Origin of the sequence: Peribacillus sp. NPDC097198, assembly GCF_044762055.1 — a bacterium.
In the GTDB taxonomy this organism is placed as follows: Bacteria; Bacillota; Bacilli; order Bacillales; family DSM-1321; genus Peribacillus.
In genome coordinates this window covers 107270-126836 of record NZ_JBIWDO010000009.1, presented here as the reverse complement: position 1 = coordinate 126836, position 19567 = coordinate 107270, and the positions used below count along the sequence as shown (strand labels likewise).

The 19567-nt window shown below is 39.8% G+C and carries 15 protein-coding genes; 4 read left to right on the top strand and 11 right to left on the bottom strand.

Annotation, left to right across the window (positions count from 1 at the left end; genetic code table 11):
- Positions 1-183 precede the first annotated feature (183 nt).
- From ssuE to pdxS, 3 genes are all read right to left on the bottom strand, one after another.
- On the bottom strand, positions 184-720 hold the full coding sequence (gene ssuE, locus ACIQXQ_RS16295) for an NADPH-dependent FMN reductase (protein WP_402873154.1): 537 nt from the start codon (positions 718-720) through the stop codon (positions 184-186).
- Positions 721-925: 205 nt separating this feature from the next.
- Complete coding sequence (pdxT, locus tag ACIQXQ_RS16290) at positions 926-1507, bottom strand: pyridoxal 5'-phosphate synthase glutaminase subunit PdxT (RefSeq protein ID WP_402958804.1); 582 nt, start codon at positions 1505-1507, stop codon at positions 926-928.
- Between the two features lie 2 nt (positions 1508-1509).
- Complete coding sequence (gene pdxS, locus ACIQXQ_RS16285; protein ID WP_402958802.1) at positions 1510-2397, bottom strand: pyridoxal 5'-phosphate synthase lyase subunit PdxS; 888 nt, start codon at positions 2395-2397, stop codon at positions 1510-1512.
- 131 nt (positions 2398-2528) lie between these two features.
- Here pdxS and pdxR point away from each other — a divergent pair, with 131 nt between their 5' ends.
- Positions 2529-3956: a MocR-like pyridoxine biosynthesis transcription factor PdxR gene (gene pdxR, locus ACIQXQ_RS16280; RefSeq protein WP_402958800.1), complete on the top strand. Its 1428-nt coding sequence runs from the start codon at positions 2529-2531 to the stop codon at positions 3954-3956.
- A gap of 13 nt (positions 3957-3969) precedes the next feature.
- Here the strand turns inward: pdxR and ACIQXQ_RS16275 are convergent, their stop codons facing one another.
- The 7 genes from ACIQXQ_RS16275 to ACIQXQ_RS16245 form a co-directional block, all read right to left on the bottom strand.
- Complete coding sequence (locus ACIQXQ_RS16275) at positions 3970-5304, bottom strand: D-serine ammonia-lyase (protein WP_402958793.1); 1335 nt, start codon at positions 5302-5304, stop codon at positions 3970-3972.
- Positions 5305-5338: 34 nt separating this feature from the next.
- Positions 5339-7087 (bottom strand): aminodeoxychorismate synthase component I, encoded by a 1749-nt coding sequence (pabB, locus tag ACIQXQ_RS16270; RefSeq protein WP_402958791.1) that lies wholly within the window; start codon positions 7085-7087, stop codon positions 5339-5341.
- An 89-nt stretch (positions 7088-7176) separates the two neighbouring features.
- Positions 7177-8199 (bottom strand): LLM class flavin-dependent oxidoreductase, encoded by a 1023-nt coding sequence (locus ACIQXQ_RS16265; RefSeq protein ID WP_402958789.1) that lies wholly within the window; start codon positions 8197-8199, stop codon positions 7177-7179.
- A gap of 88 nt (positions 8200-8287) precedes the next feature.
- Positions 8288-9286: an LLM class flavin-dependent oxidoreductase gene (locus ACIQXQ_RS16260; RefSeq protein WP_402958787.1), complete on the bottom strand. Its 999-nt coding sequence runs from the start codon at positions 9284-9286 to the stop codon at positions 8288-8290.
- Positions 9287-9557: 271 nt separating this feature from the next.
- Positions 9558-11804: an AAA domain-containing protein gene (locus tag ACIQXQ_RS16255; protein WP_402958785.1), complete on the bottom strand. Its 2247-nt coding sequence runs from the start codon at positions 11802-11804 to the stop codon at positions 9558-9560.
- Positions 11805-12020: 216 nt separating this feature from the next.
- Positions 12021-13817, bottom strand: coding sequence for an oligoendopeptidase F (gene pepF / locus ACIQXQ_RS16250; protein WP_402868612.1), 1797 nt, complete (start codon positions 13815-13817; stop codon positions 12021-12023).
- A 165-nt stretch (positions 13818-13982) separates the two neighbouring features.
- Entirely contained in the window at positions 13983-14717 is a 735-nt protein-coding gene (locus ACIQXQ_RS16245) for a YqcI/YcgG family protein (RefSeq protein WP_402868614.1), read from the bottom strand.
- Positions 14718-14957: 240 nt separating this feature from the next.
- Between ACIQXQ_RS16245 and ACIQXQ_RS16240 the strand changes: the two genes are divergently transcribed.
- The gene (locus tag ACIQXQ_RS16240; RefSeq protein WP_402868617.1) at positions 14958-15212 is read left to right on the top strand and encodes an alpha/beta-type small acid-soluble spore protein; all 255 of its coding nucleotides are present in this window, start codon (positions 14958-14960) and stop codon (positions 15210-15212) included.
- Positions 15213-15408: 196 nt separating this feature from the next.
- On the opposite strand, the gene ACIQXQ_RS16235 is transcribed toward ACIQXQ_RS16240, so the two are convergent.
- A complete protein-coding gene (locus ACIQXQ_RS16235; protein ID WP_402958782.1) occupies positions 15409-16497 on the bottom strand; it encodes a branched-chain amino acid aminotransferase in 1089 nt (362 codons plus the stop codon).
- Positions 16498-17048: 551 nt separating this feature from the next.
- Between ACIQXQ_RS16235 and ACIQXQ_RS16230 the strand changes: the two genes are divergently transcribed.
- Positions 17049-18320 carry an L-lactate MFS transporter gene (locus ACIQXQ_RS16230; RefSeq protein ID WP_402958780.1) on the top strand — a complete coding sequence of 424 codons (1272 nt, stop codon included), beginning with the start codon at positions 17049-17051 and terminating at the stop codon, positions 18318-18320.
- 372 nt (positions 18321-18692) lie between these two features.
- Positions 18693-19505 carry a formate/nitrite transporter family protein gene (locus ACIQXQ_RS16225; RefSeq protein ID WP_402868623.1) on the top strand — a complete coding sequence of 271 codons (813 nt, stop codon included), beginning with the start codon at positions 18693-18695 and terminating at the stop codon, positions 19503-19505.
- Positions 19506-19567 lie beyond the last annotated feature (62 nt).

Genomic DNA, 19567 nt, shown 5'->3' with positions numbered 1-19567 from the left:
TAACTTGGTTTAATATTTTGGTTTAACTTCAATTATTATACACAAATAGTTCAAGTTTGTTACAGTGATTTGTTAAGCCAGTAAAAAAGGTTCATTCATCCTGAACAAGCTTGAATAAACCTTTAAAGTAGCCTAATAACTTAACTCGTTGATGGGAAGGGTCAAGATAAAAAGAAGAAATGATCAATTTCTTCTTTTTTGTATGGCTTCTACAAATTCCTTTACTTGACTCTTTGTACGATCAAGTAATTCCACTTCCTTAATCGGATGTTTTGGATTCTGCTTATCGATTTCTTTATCGACAAAGTATAACCCCTGCATCGGTTCCCCTTTTAATATTGATATAAGAGGTTTCAGCGCATAATCTATAGCTAATAAATGCCTGTTGCTTCCCCCAACCATTATGGGCAAAACTGGCTTATCCTTAAACGCGCCCTCGGGTAATAAATCAATTAGAGCTTTCAACACTCCTGTATAAGATGCCTTATAGACAGGTGAACCAATAATGATACCATTAGCTTGCTTAATCTTTTCTGAAAGTCTTAGAATATCCTCGCTATCATAACGACCTTGGAATAAGTCGTTTGCAGAAAACTCGGTAATAGAATGATAGTCCGTCGTAAATCCTTCTTTTTCCACCAACGTTTGGATATATTTTAATGAAATATCTGTTCTTGATGGTATAGCAGGGCTGCCTGATAAAATTATAATTTCGCTCATATATATTCCTCCTGTATGTAAAATCTGCAAAGGATCTGGGTCCTTTCCAGTTAAGCAACTTCAATTAATTATCTTAATTATCAGAAAAATAAAAGTCAAGTAACTTGATTGGAATTTATATTTTTGAAACACTAATAAGAATTGTATTATGCCATTGACTAAAAATCCTGCCCCGTTAGGGCAGGATTTTTAAAGCTTTTCAACTCTATTGATTGATTGAGTCTTTCACCATTTTTAAAAAAAGTTGTATAAATCGTTGATCACCGGTCAGTTCTGGATGAAACGAACTGACAAGAACCTGTTCTTGTCTAGCCGCCACTACTTTCCCGTCATAACTTGCTAATATCTCCACATCTTCACCTACGCCAACGGCAAAAGGTGCTCTGATAAAGACACCCATGAAAGGTTCTTCCATTCCTTTAACTATAAGGGGTGCTTGAAAACTTTCCCTCTGACGACCAAAACCATTTCTATTTACTGTAATATTGATAAAACCAAGATGGGTATGTTCCAAACTAACCATTTCCTTTGCCACTAATACCATCCCTGCGCAAGTTCCGAAAATCGGTTTTTTTTGTTCGAAAAATGCCGTAATCGGCTCCATGAAACCATAATGGTCCATTAGTTTTCTCATAGTGGTGCTTTCTCCACCAGGAATGATCAGGCCATCGATATCCTTTAACTGTTCTGGGTTCTTAACTAATATCGCATGCTCACCGGCTTCCTTGATTTGGTTCATATGTTCCTCTACAGCACCCTGCAAACCTAAAACACCTATGGTTACCATGTTTACCATCCACGCTCCTGCATTCTCTCAGCTGGGGCCAACTTAGAAATATCAATTCCTTTCATCGCGCTTCCCAATTCTTTAGACAACTTGCCTATTAAATCATAATCGGTGAAGTATGTAGTTGCTTGTACGATGGCAGCAGCGAATTTATCGGGATTTTCCGATTTAAAGATTCCTGAGCCCACAAATACACCGTCTGCCCCAAGTTCCATCATCAGGGCGGCATCTGCAGGAGTCGCAATTCCACCTGCTGCAAAGTTTACTACAGGTAATTTCCCTGTGCGCCGGATTTCCTTCAGAACTTCATAAGAAGCACCAATATTTTTTGCTTCAGTCATTAATTCATCCTCGCTCAGCATGCATACTTTACGAATTTGAGATTGAACTTTTCTCATATGCCGTACAGCTTCCACAATGTTCCCTGTCCCAGGTTCTCCCTTCGTCCGAAGCATCGAGGCCCCTTCGCCGATACGTCGGGAGGCTTCCCCTAAATCCCGGCAACCACATACAAAAGGTACTATATAATCGCTTTTCAAAATATGATATTCTTCATCGGCCGGAGTCAGTACTTCACTTTCATCAATGTAATCCACTCCCATGGATTCCAAGATTCTCGCTTCCACAATATGACCGATCCTTGCTTTAGCCATCACTGGGATCGAAACAGCTTTCATCACTTCCTCCACGATCCTTGGGTCCGCCATCCTTGCCACACCGCCTGCAGCACGAATATCTGATGGTACCCTCTCAAGGGCCATGACAGCCACCGCCCCCGCCGCTTCAGCAATTCTTGCTTGCTCTGCATTTATGACATCCATGATTACGCCACCCTTTTGCATCTGCGCCATTCCTCTTTTAACTGTATCGGTTCCTACAAGCTTTTCCATTCTTCTTCCCCCTAATATTTGCATAATTAAGATTTGTTCATTAGTATAAGAAATAGTTGACCACATTGAAAGTGTCAGTTTTAATGAAAATGATAGGGTCAGATAGAAACCACGAAAAGGGCGGTAAAAAAATGGATATGCTAGCATGTAATTTAAACCGTATGGATGAAGTGCCATTATATGAACAGTTATATTCACACATAAAAACGGAAATTGTAAATGGGCGGCTCCCTTTTGGTACAAAGTTGCCTTCAAAACGGAAACTAGCGGAATTTCTCCACATCAGTCAAAATACTGTCGAGACAGCATATGAGCAATTATGTGCTGAAGGCTATGTTGAAGTCATCCCAAGAAAAGGGTATTACATTCAAACTTTCGAGGATTTGGAATACACACAACCTGTGAATGCCCCAGTCGAAAAGACGGTCAATAACAAGAATGATTTCCTGTTTCATTTTCACCCCAGCCAGATAGATACAGAAAACTTTCCTTTTGAAAAATGGCGTAAATATACAAAAAACACTATAGACATATCAAATCAAGAACTCCTTTTACTAGGAGACCCTCAAGGCGAATATGAGTTACGTTGTGAAATTGCCCATTACCTGTACCATTCTCGCGGAGTCCGGTGTGTGCCCGAGCAAATCATTATCGGTGCAGGGCTGGAGATTATACTGCAACAGCTGATACTACTGTTTGATAAAAAAACAGTATATGGTGTCGAAGACCCCGGATACCATTTAATTTTACGGCTTCTGAAAGGCTATCCAAATGATGTGTATCCACTAGAAGTGGATGAAGAAGGCGTGAAGGTGGATAGAATCGATCAATCCAATATTGACGTCCTTTATATAACCCCTTCTCATCACTTTCCCTATGGAACGGTTTTGTCCGTTAACCGACGTACTCGCTTGTTGAACTGGGCTCAAGAGACGGAAAACCGCTATATCATTGAAGACGATTATGATAGTGAATTTCGTTATAGTGGAAAAACGATTCCCTCTCTACAAAGTTTGGATGCTGGTGATAAAGTGATTTATTTAGGATCATTTTCTAAATCATTGATTCCTTCTATTAGGGTCAGCTATATGGTTTTGCCTCTCGCTTTACTAGAAAAACATAAAGAGGAATTATCTTTTTACCATTCAACTGTCTCCCGAATCGATCAACATATTTTGACACAGTTTATGAGAGAAGGAGATTTCGAGAAACATTTAAACCGAATGAGAAAAGTTTATCGTAGAAAGTTGGAAAAGGTTTTGGAACTATTTAAACCCCATCATCAGCAGATAACGATAATTGGCGAGCGATCAGGACTTCACATCGTCCTCATCGTTAAAAATGGTATGAATGAAGAGGATCTTATCCTAGGAGCTTCAAATGCCCATATTAAGATTTACGGACTATCTTCCTATAGCATTCAACATAAGAAAGAAAGTCCACCCAAAATCATTCTTGGTTTTGCAGGAATTCCTGAGAAGGAACTGGAAAAAGCCATTCAACTATTGCTGGTTTCATGGGGATTCGACACAAAAAAAGAAGTTCAGAATGGTTACTGAACTTCTTTTTTTGTTACATTCTTGTTAAGTATCTTTCCATCATTTCTTTCGGGACCATACTTCCCCCTGTAGCCCATATGATGTGCGTGGACTGATTTAACCTTCCTGTCAATCCTTCATTAATGATATACTTTTCTCCTTCTTCCCTACTGAATATTTGAACCGGTCCATATGCTCCTGCCAGGGCTGATGGCTCTAAATAATAAGCTTCCGTTTTAGCCATCATTCGAAGGAAGTCAAATAATCTTTCGTCCCCAATCGTGAAACTTCCACTCAACATAGAGTCCATCATATTCGAAACCAACTTGGAGGGTCTACCGACTGCCAGGCCATCTGCTTCCGTTTTATTATCCACCCCAAAATCCTGCACGGAAACTTTTTCATGAAGTCCTGTTGCCAACCCGAGCGTCATACATGGTGAATGGGTTGGCTCTGCGAAAAAGCAATGAACATTTTTTTGAAAGGCCAGTTTAAGCCCATACGTTATCCCTCCTGGGCCTCCACCCACACCACAAGGTAAGTACACGAACAGAGGATGTTCTTCGTCAACTATAATCGACTTTTCATTCAATTGCTCTTTTAGCCGTGTTGCGGCCGTTGCATAACCAAAAAGTAAATCGACTGAATTTTCATCATCAATAAAATGACAACTGGGATCGAGAGAGGCCTGTCTGCGCCCCTCCTCAACGGCTTTACTGTAGTCCTCTTCATATTCCTTTACAATGACACCGAGCGACCTGAGTTTATCCTTTTTCCACCGCTTGGCATCAGCTGACATATGAACGGTTACCTTAAACCCAAGGTGGGCACTTATTATCCCAATGCTTAAACCTAGATTCCCTGTCGACCCGACAGCAATGGAATAGTGTGAAAATAACTCTTTATATTCATCACTGGCCAATAATTCATAGTTATCGGTTTCTTTAAACCCCCGATCTTTCATCGCTATTTCTTCCGCCCGTTTTAATACCTCATATATGCCACCTCGAGCCTTGATGGAACCGGAGATCGGTAAATGACTGTCACACTTAAGCAGTAGTTTACCTGGGATGGCAATTTCATAGATTTTTTCCATTCGACTCTTCATGGAAGCTATTTCGACTAATGGAGATTCAATGATTCCATTCATGGGTTTTGTTTCCGGAAAGGCTATGGCAATATACGGAGCAAACCTATTCAATCTTTCTTCTGCCTCTTTCACCTTTGCTGCTTGAACAATTGGATGATCAAACATGCTTGTGTAGTTCGGATTTAACCAGAAAGTTTCTTCAGTGTCAATTAGTTGTTTAAGTAATGGATTTTCCCTCCATTCTTTTTTTGTCAGTCCCGCAACTGTATGTTCTTTCATGACACCCCTCCAAATAATGAATGTTATAGAGTTTTTATTGATTGGTAAGCTGAACCTTAATCCTTCCTCTTACACTATTAATAAACCAAATTTCCTCAGCAGTAACCAATTCTTCTTTTTTTATGACCCTTTCCTGGATTTCTTTCCTCTTTAATAGTTCTCGACGAAAAGTTCCTGCAAGCAAGCCTGATTCCAAAGGGGGAGTGATGAGTTCCCCATTGATTTTCACGACAATGTTTCCGTTCGTGAACTCCGTGACATCCCCTTTTTCATTCCAGAGCAATACGTCATGAAAGTCAGGATACCTTCTTTTAAATTCATCATAAACGCCTCGATTCGTAGTTTTATGATGAAGAAAAGGATTTTCACTATGAATCGGACTTTCGGCTACGATAACTGATATTTCCGGATTTACCCCATCAATTATTTGCCCAGAGACACTAATTTCCCCATTTTCCGAAACTAGCACACGAATCTTTTCTAACGTGTCGGTATGTATGGAGGAGTATTCTATTAGTTGATTTCTAAGCGTCTTTTCAGGAAGCCTGAAGCCAAAATAATCTGCAGATTGCATCACTCTTTCAATATGTTCCTCCAATAAAGAATATTCGCCATTCTCAAGCCTGATTGACTCTAAAAGCTGGTAAGCCGGGTGCTCTTCCGTCAATAGTTTTGCTTTCAAGAAGGCTTCCTCGTATTCTTCCAAAGAAGCCGAGTCCCAAGTGATTCCCCCTCCGACTCCATATGCAGCCTGACCAGTTTCCTTATCAATTACTACTGTCCGTATCGGTACATTGAAAACTGCTTCCCGATTAGGAGTGATGTAGCCAATGGCGCCACAATATATTTCACGCGGTGAATTCTCAAGTTCAGCGATGATTTCCATTGTTTTAATTTTCGGTGCACCCGTTATCGATCCACATGGGAAAAGTGCCTTGAATAAATCAATAATAGTCGTTTCCGGCTTCGTACTTGCAGTGATTGTCGATGTCATTTGCCAAACTGTCGGATATTTTTCGATTTCCTTAAGCTTAGATACCTTAACAGTCCCTTTTTCCGATACCATCCCCATGTCATTTCTAAGCAAATCGACAATCATTAAATTTTCGGCTTGATTTTTTTCGGAATTGGCTAACCATTTGGCATTCTCCAAATCTCTCTCTCTATTTCCAGCCCGCTTTACTGTCCCCTTCATGGGACGGGTGATTAATTGTCCATCTTCCCATCGAAAGAATAGCTCTGGAGAAGCGGAAAGAATCCGATATGTTCCCAGATTTAAATAAGCACTATAGTTGGAACGTTGAGCTCTTACAAGGCGATTATAAAATGCATAGTCATCCCCTTCAAACTTCGATCGTAAACGCATTGTGTAATTCACCTGATAGCTGTTACCTCTCTCTATCTCTTCTTTAATCCTTTGAAATCCAGCATGATAGGATTTAGAATCGGTTTCGGAATCCCAATCGGCCATATGAAAGGCACCCAACGTTTCTTCTATGAATTCTCCCGGACTTTCAAAAATCCCAAACCATAATAAAGGCATGTTTCCACCCTCTTTTACTTTCAAACAGTTATTAAAGGCTGGGGCGGCTTCATAAGAAACATAACCTGCTACATAATATCCTTCATCAATCGCTTTCTGTACTTCATCGAATTTGATTACCACTTCTTCAATCGAATGGGCAATCAGAATCTTTTTCGGCTTATTAAAATACATGGGCTTTTTATGTCCATATTTATCTGTAAAATGAAACAATAATGATATTGGAACTTCCTGGGTCATGTTTTGCTCCTTCAGTTTTAGTGAATAAAGATATCCCGTTTCCAGTTTTAAAAAAGAGCTTGCAGTGTTTCTGCAAGCTCTTTTAACCCTCATTTCATTCCAGTGATCTCGGCAACGATTTCATAAGAACGAAGTCGGGCTCCGTGATCATAAATCGCCGAGTTTATAATCATTTCATCCGCCTGTGTTTCATCAAGGAAAGCCTGTAATTGTTCCTTGACTTGTTCCGGATTCCCGATGATTGATGCGTTCAATTGCTTCATGACGATCGCTTTTTCGTATTCGGTCCAGAGCCCCTCCATCGAATCGACCGGCGGCGCCATTTGGCCAGGGGTATTCCGAATTAAATTTAAGAATTGTTGTTGATAAGAGGTCGCAATTTTGTGTGCCTCTTCAGTAGTGTCTGCCGCAAATACATTGATGCCTACCATCGCATGTGGTTTATCAAGTACATCGGAAGGGTGGAAATTATTCCGATATCGCGCTAATGCCGGTTTAGTGTTTTCGGGTGAAAAGTGACTGGCAAATGAGAAAGGCAGACCAAGTTTTGCCGATAGCGCTGCACTGAATCCGCTTGAACCGAGTAACCAAATAGGGATATCCTGTCCTTCCCCAGGTATAGCCCGGACCCGATTATGTTTGGAATCGGCACTTAGATAGCTGCGAAGCTGTTCCAACTGTTCCGGAAAATCCTGTCCATTATTACGGACATCACCGCGAAGAGCCATAGCAGTATACTGATCGCTTCCTGGAGCTCTTCCTAGACCCAAATCTATTCTGCCCGGATACATCGCCTCAAGTGTACCAAACTGTTCCGCAATAACAAGAGGAGCATGGTTCGGAAGCATGATCCCCCCTGAACCGACCCGGATTCTCTCCGTCTTGCCAGCGACATGGCCGATTAGCACGGAAGTCGCAGAGCTTGCGATGCCGGGCATGCTATGATGCTCAGCCACCCAGAAGCGGCGATATCCCCATTCTTCTGCGTGCTGGGCTAAGTTTACGGTATTATGAAATGCTGCAGATACTGTACCGCCTTCAATAATGGAGGCTAAGTCCAATACGGAAAAAGAAATATCACTCAGTTTTTTTGTTGATGTGTCATAATTCATATATTCAACTTCTTTCTCTTTTTAAAATGAATGGTCGCAAAGCCATCATATAGAAAATGCAGGGAAATTGCACATGAATTGCTTATACTTACTTTCCAAAAAGCTCCTTGGCAATCAAACGGAACGAGTTCAAGCGGTCTTCCAATAGATGTGTGATCGTGATAATCATGATTTCATCCGCTTGATATTGCTCCTTTAGGTCCAAAAGGCGACGCTTGACTTGTGATGGAGAACCAACAATCATCTTTTCATCTATTTTCCTCTTCCATTCTTTTTCCCTATCCGTCCATACATATTCGCTAGCCTCTTCTATACTAGGAACCATACTACTTTCCCCTTTATAGCTTTGAATTCTCCATAAAGTATTGCTCAATGCAATTTCTTTTGCTTTTTGTTCATCTTCTGCACAAATTACAGATACCGTTAAGATCGTTTTCGGGGACAAAAGGTTCCCTTTTGGTTGAAAGTGGCTGCGATAATGCTGTAAACTTTTCACACCATCATTTTGGCTCATGAACTCGCCGAATGCGTACGCAACACCATTCTCCGCAGCAAGCTTCGCACTTTTTTCACTTGTGCCAAGAATCCATGGTTCCGGTAAAGTCTCTGGGACAGGTGCAGCCGCAACATTAGAAAACTGGTGATTCTCCGGAAAATCCCCTCTCAGAAAATGTAGCAATTCCTGTACTAGCTCTGGCATTTTGTAGACATTTTGCAAATAATTATCTGACAGTGCCATCGTTGCTTCTGCAGAACCACCTGGGGCACGTCCAATCCCAAGATCGACCCTCCCTGGAAAAAGTGTGGCCAGCATGTTGAATGTTTCAGCCACTCGATATGGCTTATAATGTGGCAGTAAAACAGCACCTGCCCCAATTCTAATGTTCTTCGTTTGAGTACCAATGTAACTAAGCATCACCTCGGGTGTAGCACAGGCCAAACCTGGTAAATCGTGATGTTCCGTCAACCAAATTCTGTTGTATCCCAGTCTATCACCTTCTTGCGCTAGAAGTAGTGAATCATGTAAAGCTTGTTGTGCCGTTTGGCCAGATGAAATGGGCGATTGATCTAAAATACTAAGCTTCATTTCTTCCTTCCTTTCATGTTCTCTTTATACTTCATCGTAAATCATTGGTAGAAAATTGTCGCCTAATTGGCTTATACGTTGAATTCCTTAACTAAGACGATAAGGATTGGAACAAATTTCAGGATGAAAGGGTGATAATGATATTCTAGCGAGGTTATCTATTGGATAATGAATGATTTTTGGTCAAAAATAATTACTTATTCATATATTTTAACGAGTTGAACTATAAAATATTCACAAAAAAAGACCCAATCAGGGTCTTTTCGTCAAATTATTCATTTCTTTTAAATTGAGAGGAAAGTTCCATGGCGATGATTGACGAATCCAGTCGAGCGGATATGAACGGTGGCTGAATTCGATTATTTGTCTCAATAGGGACTCCCAGCCAGACAAAGCGTTTATCGAAGATGATAAACGAAAAGGAAACCGGCAAACTTATAAAGGAATGTAAAGGGATATCCGAATTTCTCTTTCCGGATATGATTGTCAACTTCACCTTGGGGTTTCTTTTCAACAAAATCTGCTTCCAATCATCTGACAGCAAGTTTGCATCAGGGATTGCCATAATCATCTCATGGTTGGTATTACCCAGATCCTCCAAGACTTTTTCCAGTTTTCGTGCATGCATCCACTGCAATCTGGAATGTTGGTGTTTCACCCATTTCCCAATGTCTTTCCTTGGAATCACCTGACCGTTATGCGTTTGATGGTCCACAAGTTGTCGAAGCGTTTTACTACGATATACATGTTTATTTATAAAAGAAGTATCGCACACATGCAGAAATTTACCTTTTGTCCGCGTTATTGCCACATTAATGAGCCGTTCACTTTCTCTTCCTGTCAATAACATCCCAGCACGATCCTGTGGATAGCTATCTACCGTATCAAAAACCATTACATCACGTTCACTGCCCTGAAAACGATGGACAGTTGCAGCAATAATATCAGTGGTTTGCCGTTCGTTCCGGTACAGATCATCCAATAGCTTTTCCATCCATTCAGCCTGTGCCCGATATGGTGCCACATAACCAATCGATTTAGCACCATCAACATATGCTTCATGAATCAGCTGAAATGATAATAATAATTGCCAAAGATTCATCCTTGAGTGGGAAGTACGCTCCGTCATGCAATATTCACCAGAACAGCTCGTATCAAGAAGAACAGAAGCCTTGTTGGCAAACGGTTCCGCAGCCCTGATACTTTCTCTGCTTATCGAAACACTTTCATGATCTCCCACAAAATTGTTGTAGACAACACGGTTTGTAAAGGCCGAAATCTCTGGATGCATACGGCGCTGTTCTTTTAAAAGGAATAAATGTGGATGAAGCGTCCCTTCTTCAACTGATTGCGCAACTCCAGCCCTATGGAATATATCCTCTTTCAACCAAAGTTTCACTAAGGAATCACGGGCTGCTGCGATAGGTGGAAGCTGTTTGAAATCACCTGAAACTAAAATGTGTTTAGATAAAGCCGCAGCAAATGCTACTTGCGGTACGTATGCCATGCTGGCTTCATCCAAAATGATCAAGTCATATTCCCTTGTGTATAACGTTTCATCTTTAGCGGCTTTTGCCAGGGTCGTCCCGATTATTTTGGCTTCTTTTAGGAATTCTATCTCTTTTTGACGAATTTTCTCCAAAATCCGTGCCAATTTCTTTTCTAATTCAAGCAATTCGTCGGTGTCCCTTTTACTGAATGAACCTGCTAAATCCTGTTTCAATAAACGTTTTTCTCCTACAAGTTTCTCTTTATCCGCTAATAAGTCCGGTTCATGCTTCCCTAGTAATTGCCCCGTTACAATATCTTCATGAACTGCTAAGGATTCACCGACTTGTGACCCATATCGAAGGACGTCCCCTTCGTGAAAACGTTCTTTCCTTTTTATGAATGAAGAAATTTCGGCCATCAAAACATCAACAGCTTGATTACTATGAGACAGGACGAGTATCTTTTTACCTTGAAAATAATGGTTGGCAGCCGTACGAGCCAATGTGTAGGTCTTTCCAGTCCCGGGTGGACCCCAGACAAATGTGACTGGATTGAACTTTGAGCGTGCATACAATTCCCTCACACTACTTTGTTTCTCGCTGGAAGGATGTTTTTGTGGCATGGAAGGATCCATAAGACGCTTAATCCTAAGTCTCTTTTTCTTACTTCTCTTAACTTCATCTAACCTTGTGATTAGTTGCTCTAAAAGTTCCCAAGGATCGTGGTATAGAAATGCTTCCCCTATTAAATCACCCAATGACCGTTCAAAGGAAAGGATGATGCTTTTTCCTTCTGACGACAAAACCCTCCCATCCTGTTTAATTCCTCCCCATTCCAGCCGTACAATCGACCCGACCGGAATTTTCACTGAAGAGCCCGTTTCGAAGAAATAGGTGAATGAGCCATCACTTGAAAGGAGATGGCCATTTGAAACTAAATATTTTGTACTTCCGTATTTCTTTAGATGCAGAATTTCAAGTTGAAGGGCCTGTTGCCATTCTTTTATATAATTTACCGTTGAATTCATTGTTCACGTTCCCTCACAATTTATGCTAATGAATGAAAAAGAAAGCTATACTAAAATACTTTTTTGAGTGAAATTCGACCACAAAAAAGTGTATACTCTCTCAACATACGGAATAAGACCCAATCAATGAAGATTGGGCCTCTCTTTTGCCAATAATCTTACTATAGCATCTTTTCATTCATCGTACCATGGGCTGTTTTGGAAGAAATGGGTACATTAGCCCTCGTTTAGCTCGGCAAATTGGTCAACCAAATCACTGAAAATTTTCATCGCATTTTCAATCGGTTCCGGTTTGGTTAAATCCACTCCGGTTTTCTTAAGCAATTCTAAAGGAAAATCCGAGCTGCCACTTTTCAAGAACGTTAAATAGCTTTCAAGGGTCTCTTTGTCTCCAGAAAGGATTTTATCCGCAATGGTGATGGCAGATACATAGCCCGTAGCATACTTGTAGACGTAAAATGGACGATAGAAATGAGGGATGCGTGACCAACCATATTTCACTTCCTCATTGAAGATGATCTCCGGACCATTATACGTGCGAAAAATCTCTTCATAAGCTGTATTCAAAACCTCTACATTAAGAGGTTCATCATTTTCCGCCTTTTCATGGACGATCTTTTCAAATTCAGCAAACATGACTTGCGTGAAGAAGGTTCCTTTAAAGCTATCAATAAAATGATTGAGCAAATGCTTCTTCTTTTGAAGGTCCTCGGTCGTTTTAAGTAAATGACGTATCAGTAAAATCTCATTTACGGTTGAAGCTACCTCCGCAACAAAAATGGAATAACCAGCTGTGATTTTTGGTTGATATTTTGAGCTGAAGTACGAATGCATGCCATGCCCGGACTCATGAGCTAGTGTAAACACACTGTCAAGATCGTCACGGTGATTCAGCAATATGAATGGATGCACACCGTAAAGTCCCAAGTTATAGGCTCCAGACCGTTTTCCCGGTGTTTCCCTTACATCATAATAGCGGTTTTCCTTAAAGCTTTTTAGGATTTCCACATATTCCTCACCTAATGGCTTCAACGCATCGATCATTAATGCAAATCCATCATCATAGGTAATGTCTTCTTTAGCGCCTTCAACAAGTGGCACGCTTAAATCATATGCACGCAATTCATCCACACCCAATACCTTTTTGCGCAAAGCGATATATTTATGCATGGGTTCGATATTTTCTTTTGTGGACGTGATCAGATTATCGTACACTTCTTTTGGCACTTTGTCCCCGAATAGGGATTTCTCTAAAGCGGATGGATAGTTCCGAAGCTTCGATAAGTTGACATTATTTCTTATTGCCGTTGAAAGAGTGGAAGCTATTGTATTTTTTAATTGTAAATAAGGTTGGTAATAAGCCAAATAGGCCTCTTTCCGCTTTTCCCTGTCATCATCTTCTATTAATTTTGAATACATTCCGCGGGTCAACTCTACTTTTTGACCTTTTTCATCTGTCACTTCACCGAATTTAATATCCGCATTGTTAATCATCCCGAAAGTTTTTTGCGGAGCTGAAAATGCTTCACCTATTTGGGAAAGTACTTCTTCTTGTTCCTTCGATAACACATGGGCTTTATAACGGTATGAATCAAGTAAATCTTCCTCAAAGTATTTTAATCCCTCTACTTCTGCTATGTATCTTTTAAGTGTTTTTTCATCTAAGCTTAGTAAGAATGGCATAAAGAAGGCAGATGCACTGCTAATCTTTCTGCCTAACTGACCTGCTCGGTCAAGTAGTGCCTGAGATGAGGTGACACGGGTATCCAAATCCGCTTGGAGCATGGCAAACACATAGAGTTTATTATAGGTATATCCGATTTCTTCACTTAAATGTAAGTAATCAAACAACTCTTGAGCTGTATGAATATGACCGTCAAAAGCCTTTAATGTATCAGTTACAGTAAGGACTTCTTGAAAATCCTTCTCCCAATCATCCTGGTTTTTATAAATATCAGTAAGATTCCACGTTTCTTCCTGTTTTACTTCTTCACGTGTCTTGAATGTTTTCATGATAACACTCCCTTTCATATCCCTTATCCTCTTATTATAAGCGACTTTCCGGAAAACCTGCACAGAAATGCATGGTTGAGGATTTTTTTTATTGTTATTTGGATTAAATCTCACTATCCATTTCAAGAAGCAGATAATGAAAAAACGAGAGCATCTTGCCCTCGTTTACTTGGAATCTTTGTGATGAAACGGACATTTCCCAAGGATTGGTTCGCTATCATCACCTATGAAGAATTGTTTCCATTCATTGTGGTTGACATCTCCATAATGACTGATGTCTGGATGCGTGGGCAGGTTATCCCACTTTTCGACTCGTTCCCTTACCTTTTCACGTGACATGATTCCTCCCTTTTCCGTTCCTTCTAACCCTTCAAATATCATTCGAGGTTGAAATCCTAGGACGAGGCTATTACCTAAATCACGCGTTTTACGCTGTTTATATGCCGGTGCATTTCCAAAAATAAAGATGGGTTCCCCTGCAAAATGAAAGTCCCACAGATAATGTTCAGGATCCTTTGGCTTCTCTATCGGCCAAGGTGTATGATCATGGGCATGTAAATATTGAAGGATATCCCAAAATCGCTTACGATATAATTCCAAGTCACCTTCTTCTTTTTCCGGCTCCATGAAAACAAAAAGACCATGCCTAATATATGGAGGCTCCTGAAATAATTGCAGAAATTTTTCTACAGCCTTTGGGAGATTGGACCAATCTTCCTGAGTGATATATGCATAACGCAGTTCACCTTTATTTTCTGCCTTCATGCCAAAATAACAAGGAAAAGTCTTGTCTGTTACCGTATCATGGAAAGTTTGATATTCTTTAATCACCCATTGTGGTACTCTTTTTGGGTTCGTCATGTCTTCTTTCGTTAATAAACAAGAATTCGCAGTCAGCATTTCACTACTCCTCACAAATATTATTTATATTTATGTACCCGTTGCCTAAAAAGTAAAACGTCCGAGGTGACTGCAATTATTGACATTCCACGTTAAAATTTCCCTTTACCTTTCCTTTTGTTCGTTATTTGAAATGACAAATAGAAGAGTTCATATGAAAATTTTTCAATCGATCACTAGCATGAGCATATGATGTTTTTTTTACCTTTTGGACAGCCTAAAATAAAGGGGTGATAATCGGTGTCAAGAAGAAATAAAATCCTAGTAGAAGAAGCCCGAGCAGACCTTAATCAACTAAAAGCCAAAGTTGCTGGATCAAGAACCCATGAGGAGGCGAAATTTGAAGCTGCCAATGAAGTCGGCATTCCTTTAAAAAAAGGGTATAATGGCCAAATGACAGCAAAGCAAGCTGGTAAAATTGGCGGTCATTTGGGAGGTAATATGGTTAAGTCACTTGTTGAAATGGCCAAAGAAAACCTAAAAGTCCAAAAGTAATGTTATATAAAGTGTGGCTCCTCATTCCAGAATAAACATATCTTCCCCATTCTTAACTAAACTATATTGAACATGGTATCCTGTTATTCCAAAATTTTAAAAAGGGGTCTGGAAATAAATCATTCCAAACCCCTTTTGATGAAGGCAAAATGTTTTTTCCTAACATTCCGACTCATTTCTGTATAACTTCAAAATCTTAGAGAGTAATTTTTTCTTCAACTTTCGTAGTCCAACCCAATTCATCTTGAATTTTACCTGTTTGAATTCCAGTTAGCGTTTCATATAGTTTTTTGGATAGTTCACCCGTTTCACCATTTTGAACGACCATTTCTTCACCATTCCATAGGAATTCACCTATAGGAGAAATGACGGCTGCAGTTCCAGTACCGAATGCTTCTTCTAATTGACCTGATTTATAGGCATCATAGACATCCTGCATGGAAATTCGCTTTTCACTCACTGGAAGGTTCCAATGTTTTAACAATTCAATAATGGAATCGCGAGTGATGCCCGGAAGAATGCTACCATTTAAAGCTGGAGTAATAATTTCCCCATTGATTTTAAAGAAAACATTCATGCTTCCCACTTCTTCGATATATTTCTTCTCCACTCCATCAAGCCATAGAACTTGCGAATAACCAAGCTTTTCGGAAACCTCCTGAGCTTTAAGGCTCGAAGCATAGTTTCCTCCGGTTTTAGCTTCTCCAGTACCTCCATTCACTGCACGCGTAAAGGATGACTCAACCGCTATTTTCACTGGGTGAATACCTTCTTTATAATAAGAACCTACCGGCGACATAATGATGATGAATTTGTAACGGTCTGATGGAGAAACTCCTAAATAAGGTTCCGTCGCAATAATGAAAGGACGTATATATAATGATGTACCCTCTGCTCTAGGAATCCAGTCGTTATCAATACTAATTAACGTTTTTAACGCCTTCAATGCATAGTCGACATCTACATGAGGGATACATAAACGATCATTTGAATTATTTAAGCGTTGGAAATTCTTTTCCGGACGGAATAAGATAACTTCGTCTTCATCTGTTACATATGCTTTTAATCCTTCGAATACAGATTGTCCATAATGAAATATCATTGATGAAGGCTCTAATTCGAGCGGTTGATAAGGAACAATTCTTGGATCATGCCACCCTTGCCCTTGTGTATAGTCCATAATAAACATATGATCGGTAAATGTTTTACCGAACTCCAGCTGTTCAGCCTTTGGCTTTTCTTTCTTCGTTGTACTAAGCGTGATTTGCATGTCTTGTTCCTTCATTACCAAAACCCCTTGTTGAATATTTTTACAAGATTTCACTTCCATAAAACCTATCTTAATTAGTTTACTCCTATAAGGTTTCATAGTTCAAGCCCTTATAACTAAATTTTCCGAATTTTTTAAATAAAATTTCGTTTTCATCTAATTTTTTCGTCATTTAGAGGAAAATCCATTCTATTATGTAAGTTATTTGGTCATATCATTCCCTCCCCTGCTATCGTTTATTGAATATTTATATGTTTTCAGCTAGCAAATTATCCAGTTTAATTGATTATTATCTCCTATCCCTACATATTAATTAAAAAAATTCTTTTCTCTCAAAATTTAATGGTGTGTATGTTTCTTCTATAAACTCTTTTACAAAAACACTCCCTTAATTAAGGCTTACTGTCATTTAATCTCATTTTTATTAAAAAAATTTAATTTAGTAGTTTACTAGTAAATAATAATCTTATATACTAAGGCAACGAGATAGATAAAATGCATATAACTTAACGAACCATAGATAAAACGCATGAATCTTTCTCATAACTGTGAAAAGGGGTACCAACATGACAAAAAACAGATGGTTAATCGCTTTATCAGCTATCGCTATCCACCTTTCTATAGGAGGGGCATATGCTTATAGTGTTTACAAAAAGCCCATAGTAGAAGCAATGGGCTGGTCAGAGACTGAAGTTACTTTAGCGTTTACTATAATGATGGCACTTGCAGGGACCTCTGCAGCTTTCTTTGGAAAGTTCGTAGAAAAAAATGGACCAAGGAAGTCAGCCATGGTTGCCGCGGTACTATTTGGTTTAGGTCAAGCCGGATCTGGCGTGGCGATTATGATTGATTCGCTTCCACTTTACCTCCTTACCTATGGGTTTTTAAGCGGATTAGGAATGGGTATCGGTTACATATCACCAGTTTCGACCCTTGTTAAATGGTTCCCTGACAGAAGAGGACTTGCAACTGGGATGGCAGTGCTCGGTTTCGGTGCAGGTGCACTTATTACGGCGCCTGTTGCAGCTAGCCTTATGCAGTCTGTAGGAATATCTACTACCTATTATATTTTAGGCGCTGGATACTTCATCCTAATGTTTTTAGGTGCTTCTTATATTGCACCGCCCAAAGCAGGTTGGATTCCAGAAGGCATGAAACAAGACATCGAATCAGGAAAAAAGGAATTGAAAAAAGATTTAAGACAATCTACCGCGAAGGAAGCGGTTAGAACAAAACACTTTTGGATGTTATGGTTCATGAAATTGATCAACACTAGTGCAGGAATCATGATGATATCAGTAGCTTCTCCCATGGCTCAGGATGTAGTCGGGCTTTCAGTTGCTGGGGCGGCTACCCTAGTTGGTATCATGGGGATTTTCAATGGTGGTGGAAGACTTGGCTGGGCAGCCGCTTCCGATTATATCGGTCGTCCTAATGTTTTCGTCATTTTCTTCATCATCCAAATTGCGGCATTCCTATTACTTCCGACCACTACCAACTCCTTATTATTCCAAGGTCTGATTTTACTCGTTGTTAGTTGTTATGGAGGAGGGTTCTCTAACCTCCCTGCATTTGCCGGTGATTTATTCGGAACGAAAGAAATCGGTGCAATCCATGGTTACCTATTAACAACTTGGTCTCTTGGTGGAGTTTGTGGACCTATGTTGGTAACTTATATCAGAGAAAGTACAAATAGCTACATTCCTGTGTTTTACGTTTTCGCAGTCTTGATCACGATTGCATTCGTCATCTCAATAATGCTTCGTTTAGATATCAAGAAAATGAGAAACGCACAGGAACAACAAGGATTCAAGGCTCCAGTGGAAAAAATCTCCTGACATGAGCCTTGATTCATCAACTGAATAAGCTAAAAAAGGCATTATCGAAGCAGGCCCTTTGGGCAACATGCTTTTGATAATGCCTTTTTAGCTGCCTGAGGATTACATCCTTTACCAAGGCACACTATGCATCTGGTTATTTTTTCATTATTTTATTTTTTCAATATATTTATTAATTTTTCTCAAAACCCCCAAAACCCCATTAAAATCTATCTTTTTTTTAAAAAAAATAAAAAAATGTTATTTTGTTATAGAAAAATCTAAATAGAAGTGTATAATAACTGATGGTATTGTTTATATGGTAAGTAAGTCCTTGCCTCTTAACTACTAAAAAATAAAAAATAGAGAAAGTATTTTTCAAGGGGGAGCAAAATGAGTTATAACAACCCGCAACAAATGGCGCAAATTGCAATCAATGCAGGGAAAAAGAAAGCCACGTTGCCACTAAGAAGCATTTTAATTTTAGGATTCCTTGGAGGCGCGTTTATTGCCTTAGGTTTTCTATTTTACATCCGCGTTACGGCCGGATTACCGCCAGAATGGGGTACACTGAATAATCTTATAGGCGGATTAGTTTTCCCGCTAGGATTAATCCTTACGGTCGTTGCAGGCGCAGAATTGCTAACAGGAAACATGATGGCAGTCTCAATGGCAGCACTAGCTAAAAAGGTCACTGTTAAACAATTGACGATTAACTGGATTTTAATTGCCGTTACAAACCTAATAGGCTCCGTCTTTGTAGCATACGTATTCGGACACCTTCTTGGTTTGACCGAAACAGGGGTTTTCCTGGATAAAACCATTGCAGCTGCCAACTCAAAGGTTGATGCAAGTTTTATTGAATCTTTCATCTCTGCAATAGGATGTAACTGGCTTGTAGCATTGGCTATTTGGATGAGCTATAGCGCAGAAGACACTACTGGTAAAATTGTTGGTTTGTTCTTACCAATTACAGCCTTCATCGCTATTGGATTCCAACACGTTGTAGCCAATATGTTCATCATTCCAGCTGGTATTTTCGCAGGTGCACTTACTTGGGGAGATTATATCATGAATTTCATTCCCGTATTTCTAGGTAACGCTGTCGGTGGGGGAATATTGGTAGGATGTCTTTACTACGGTGCTTTTGGACGTTCTGAAAAACAACCCGCAAAAGAAGTACAAAGTTTGAAAAAGTCATCATAAGGTTCGGATTAGATCTCTATTTTACATGGAGGTCTTTTTTTTATATAGGCTTAGTTATAGTT

What these genes read in the sequence shown, in the direction of transcription:
- ACIQXQ_RS16275 (WP_402958793.1), bottom strand. Translation starts at nt 5,304, where the DNA reads ATGAAAGAACATACAGTTGCGGGACTGACAAAAAAAGAATGGAGGGAA.
- ACIQXQ_RS16230 (WP_402958780.1), top strand. Translation starts at nt 17,049, where the DNA reads ATGACAAAAAACAGATGGTTAATCGCTTTATCAGCTATCGCTATCCAC.
- ACIQXQ_RS16225 (WP_402868623.1), top strand. Translation starts at nt 18,693, where the DNA reads ATGAGTTATAACAACCCGCAACAAATGGCGCAAATTGCAATCAATGCA.
- pdxS (WP_402958802.1), bottom strand. Translation starts at nt 2,397, where the DNA reads ATGGAAAAGCTTGTAGGAACCGATACAGTTAAAAGAGGAATGGCGCAG.
- pabB (WP_402958791.1), bottom strand. Translation starts at nt 7,087, where the DNA reads ATGACCCAGGAAGTTCCAATATCATTATTGTTTCATTTTACAGATAAA.
- ACIQXQ_RS16235 (WP_402958782.1), bottom strand. Translation starts at nt 16,497, where the DNA reads ATGAAGGAACAAGACATGCAAATCACGCTTAGTACAACGAAGAAAGAA.
- pdxR (WP_402958800.1), top strand. Translation starts at nt 2,529, where the DNA reads ATGGATATGCTAGCATGTAATTTAAACCGTATGGATGAAGTGCCATTA.
- ACIQXQ_RS16255 (WP_402958785.1), bottom strand. Translation starts at nt 11,804, where the DNA reads ATGAATTCAACGGTAAATTATATAAAAGAATGGCAACAGGCCCTTCAA.
- ACIQXQ_RS16245 (WP_402868614.1), bottom strand. Translation starts at nt 14,717, where the DNA reads ATGCTGACTGCGAATTCTTGTTTATTAACGAAAGAAGACATGACGAAC.
- ACIQXQ_RS16265 (WP_402958789.1), bottom strand. Translation starts at nt 8,199, where the DNA reads ATGAATTATGACACATCAACAAAAAAACTGAGTGATATTTCTTTTTCC.
- ACIQXQ_RS16260 (WP_402958787.1), bottom strand. Translation starts at nt 9,286, where the DNA reads ATGAAGCTTAGTATTTTAGATCAATCGCCCATTTCATCTGGCCAAACG.
- pdxT (WP_402958804.1), bottom strand. Translation starts at nt 1,507, where the DNA reads ATGGTAACCATAGGTGTTTTAGGTTTGCAGGGTGCTGTAGAGGAACAT.
- ssuE (WP_402873154.1), bottom strand. Translation starts at nt 720, where the DNA reads ATGAGCGAAATTATAATTTTATCAGGCAGCCCTGCTATACCATCAAGA.
- pepF (WP_402868612.1), bottom strand. Translation starts at nt 13,817, where the DNA reads ATGAAAACATTCAAGACACGTGAAGAAGTAAAACAGGAAGAAACGTGG.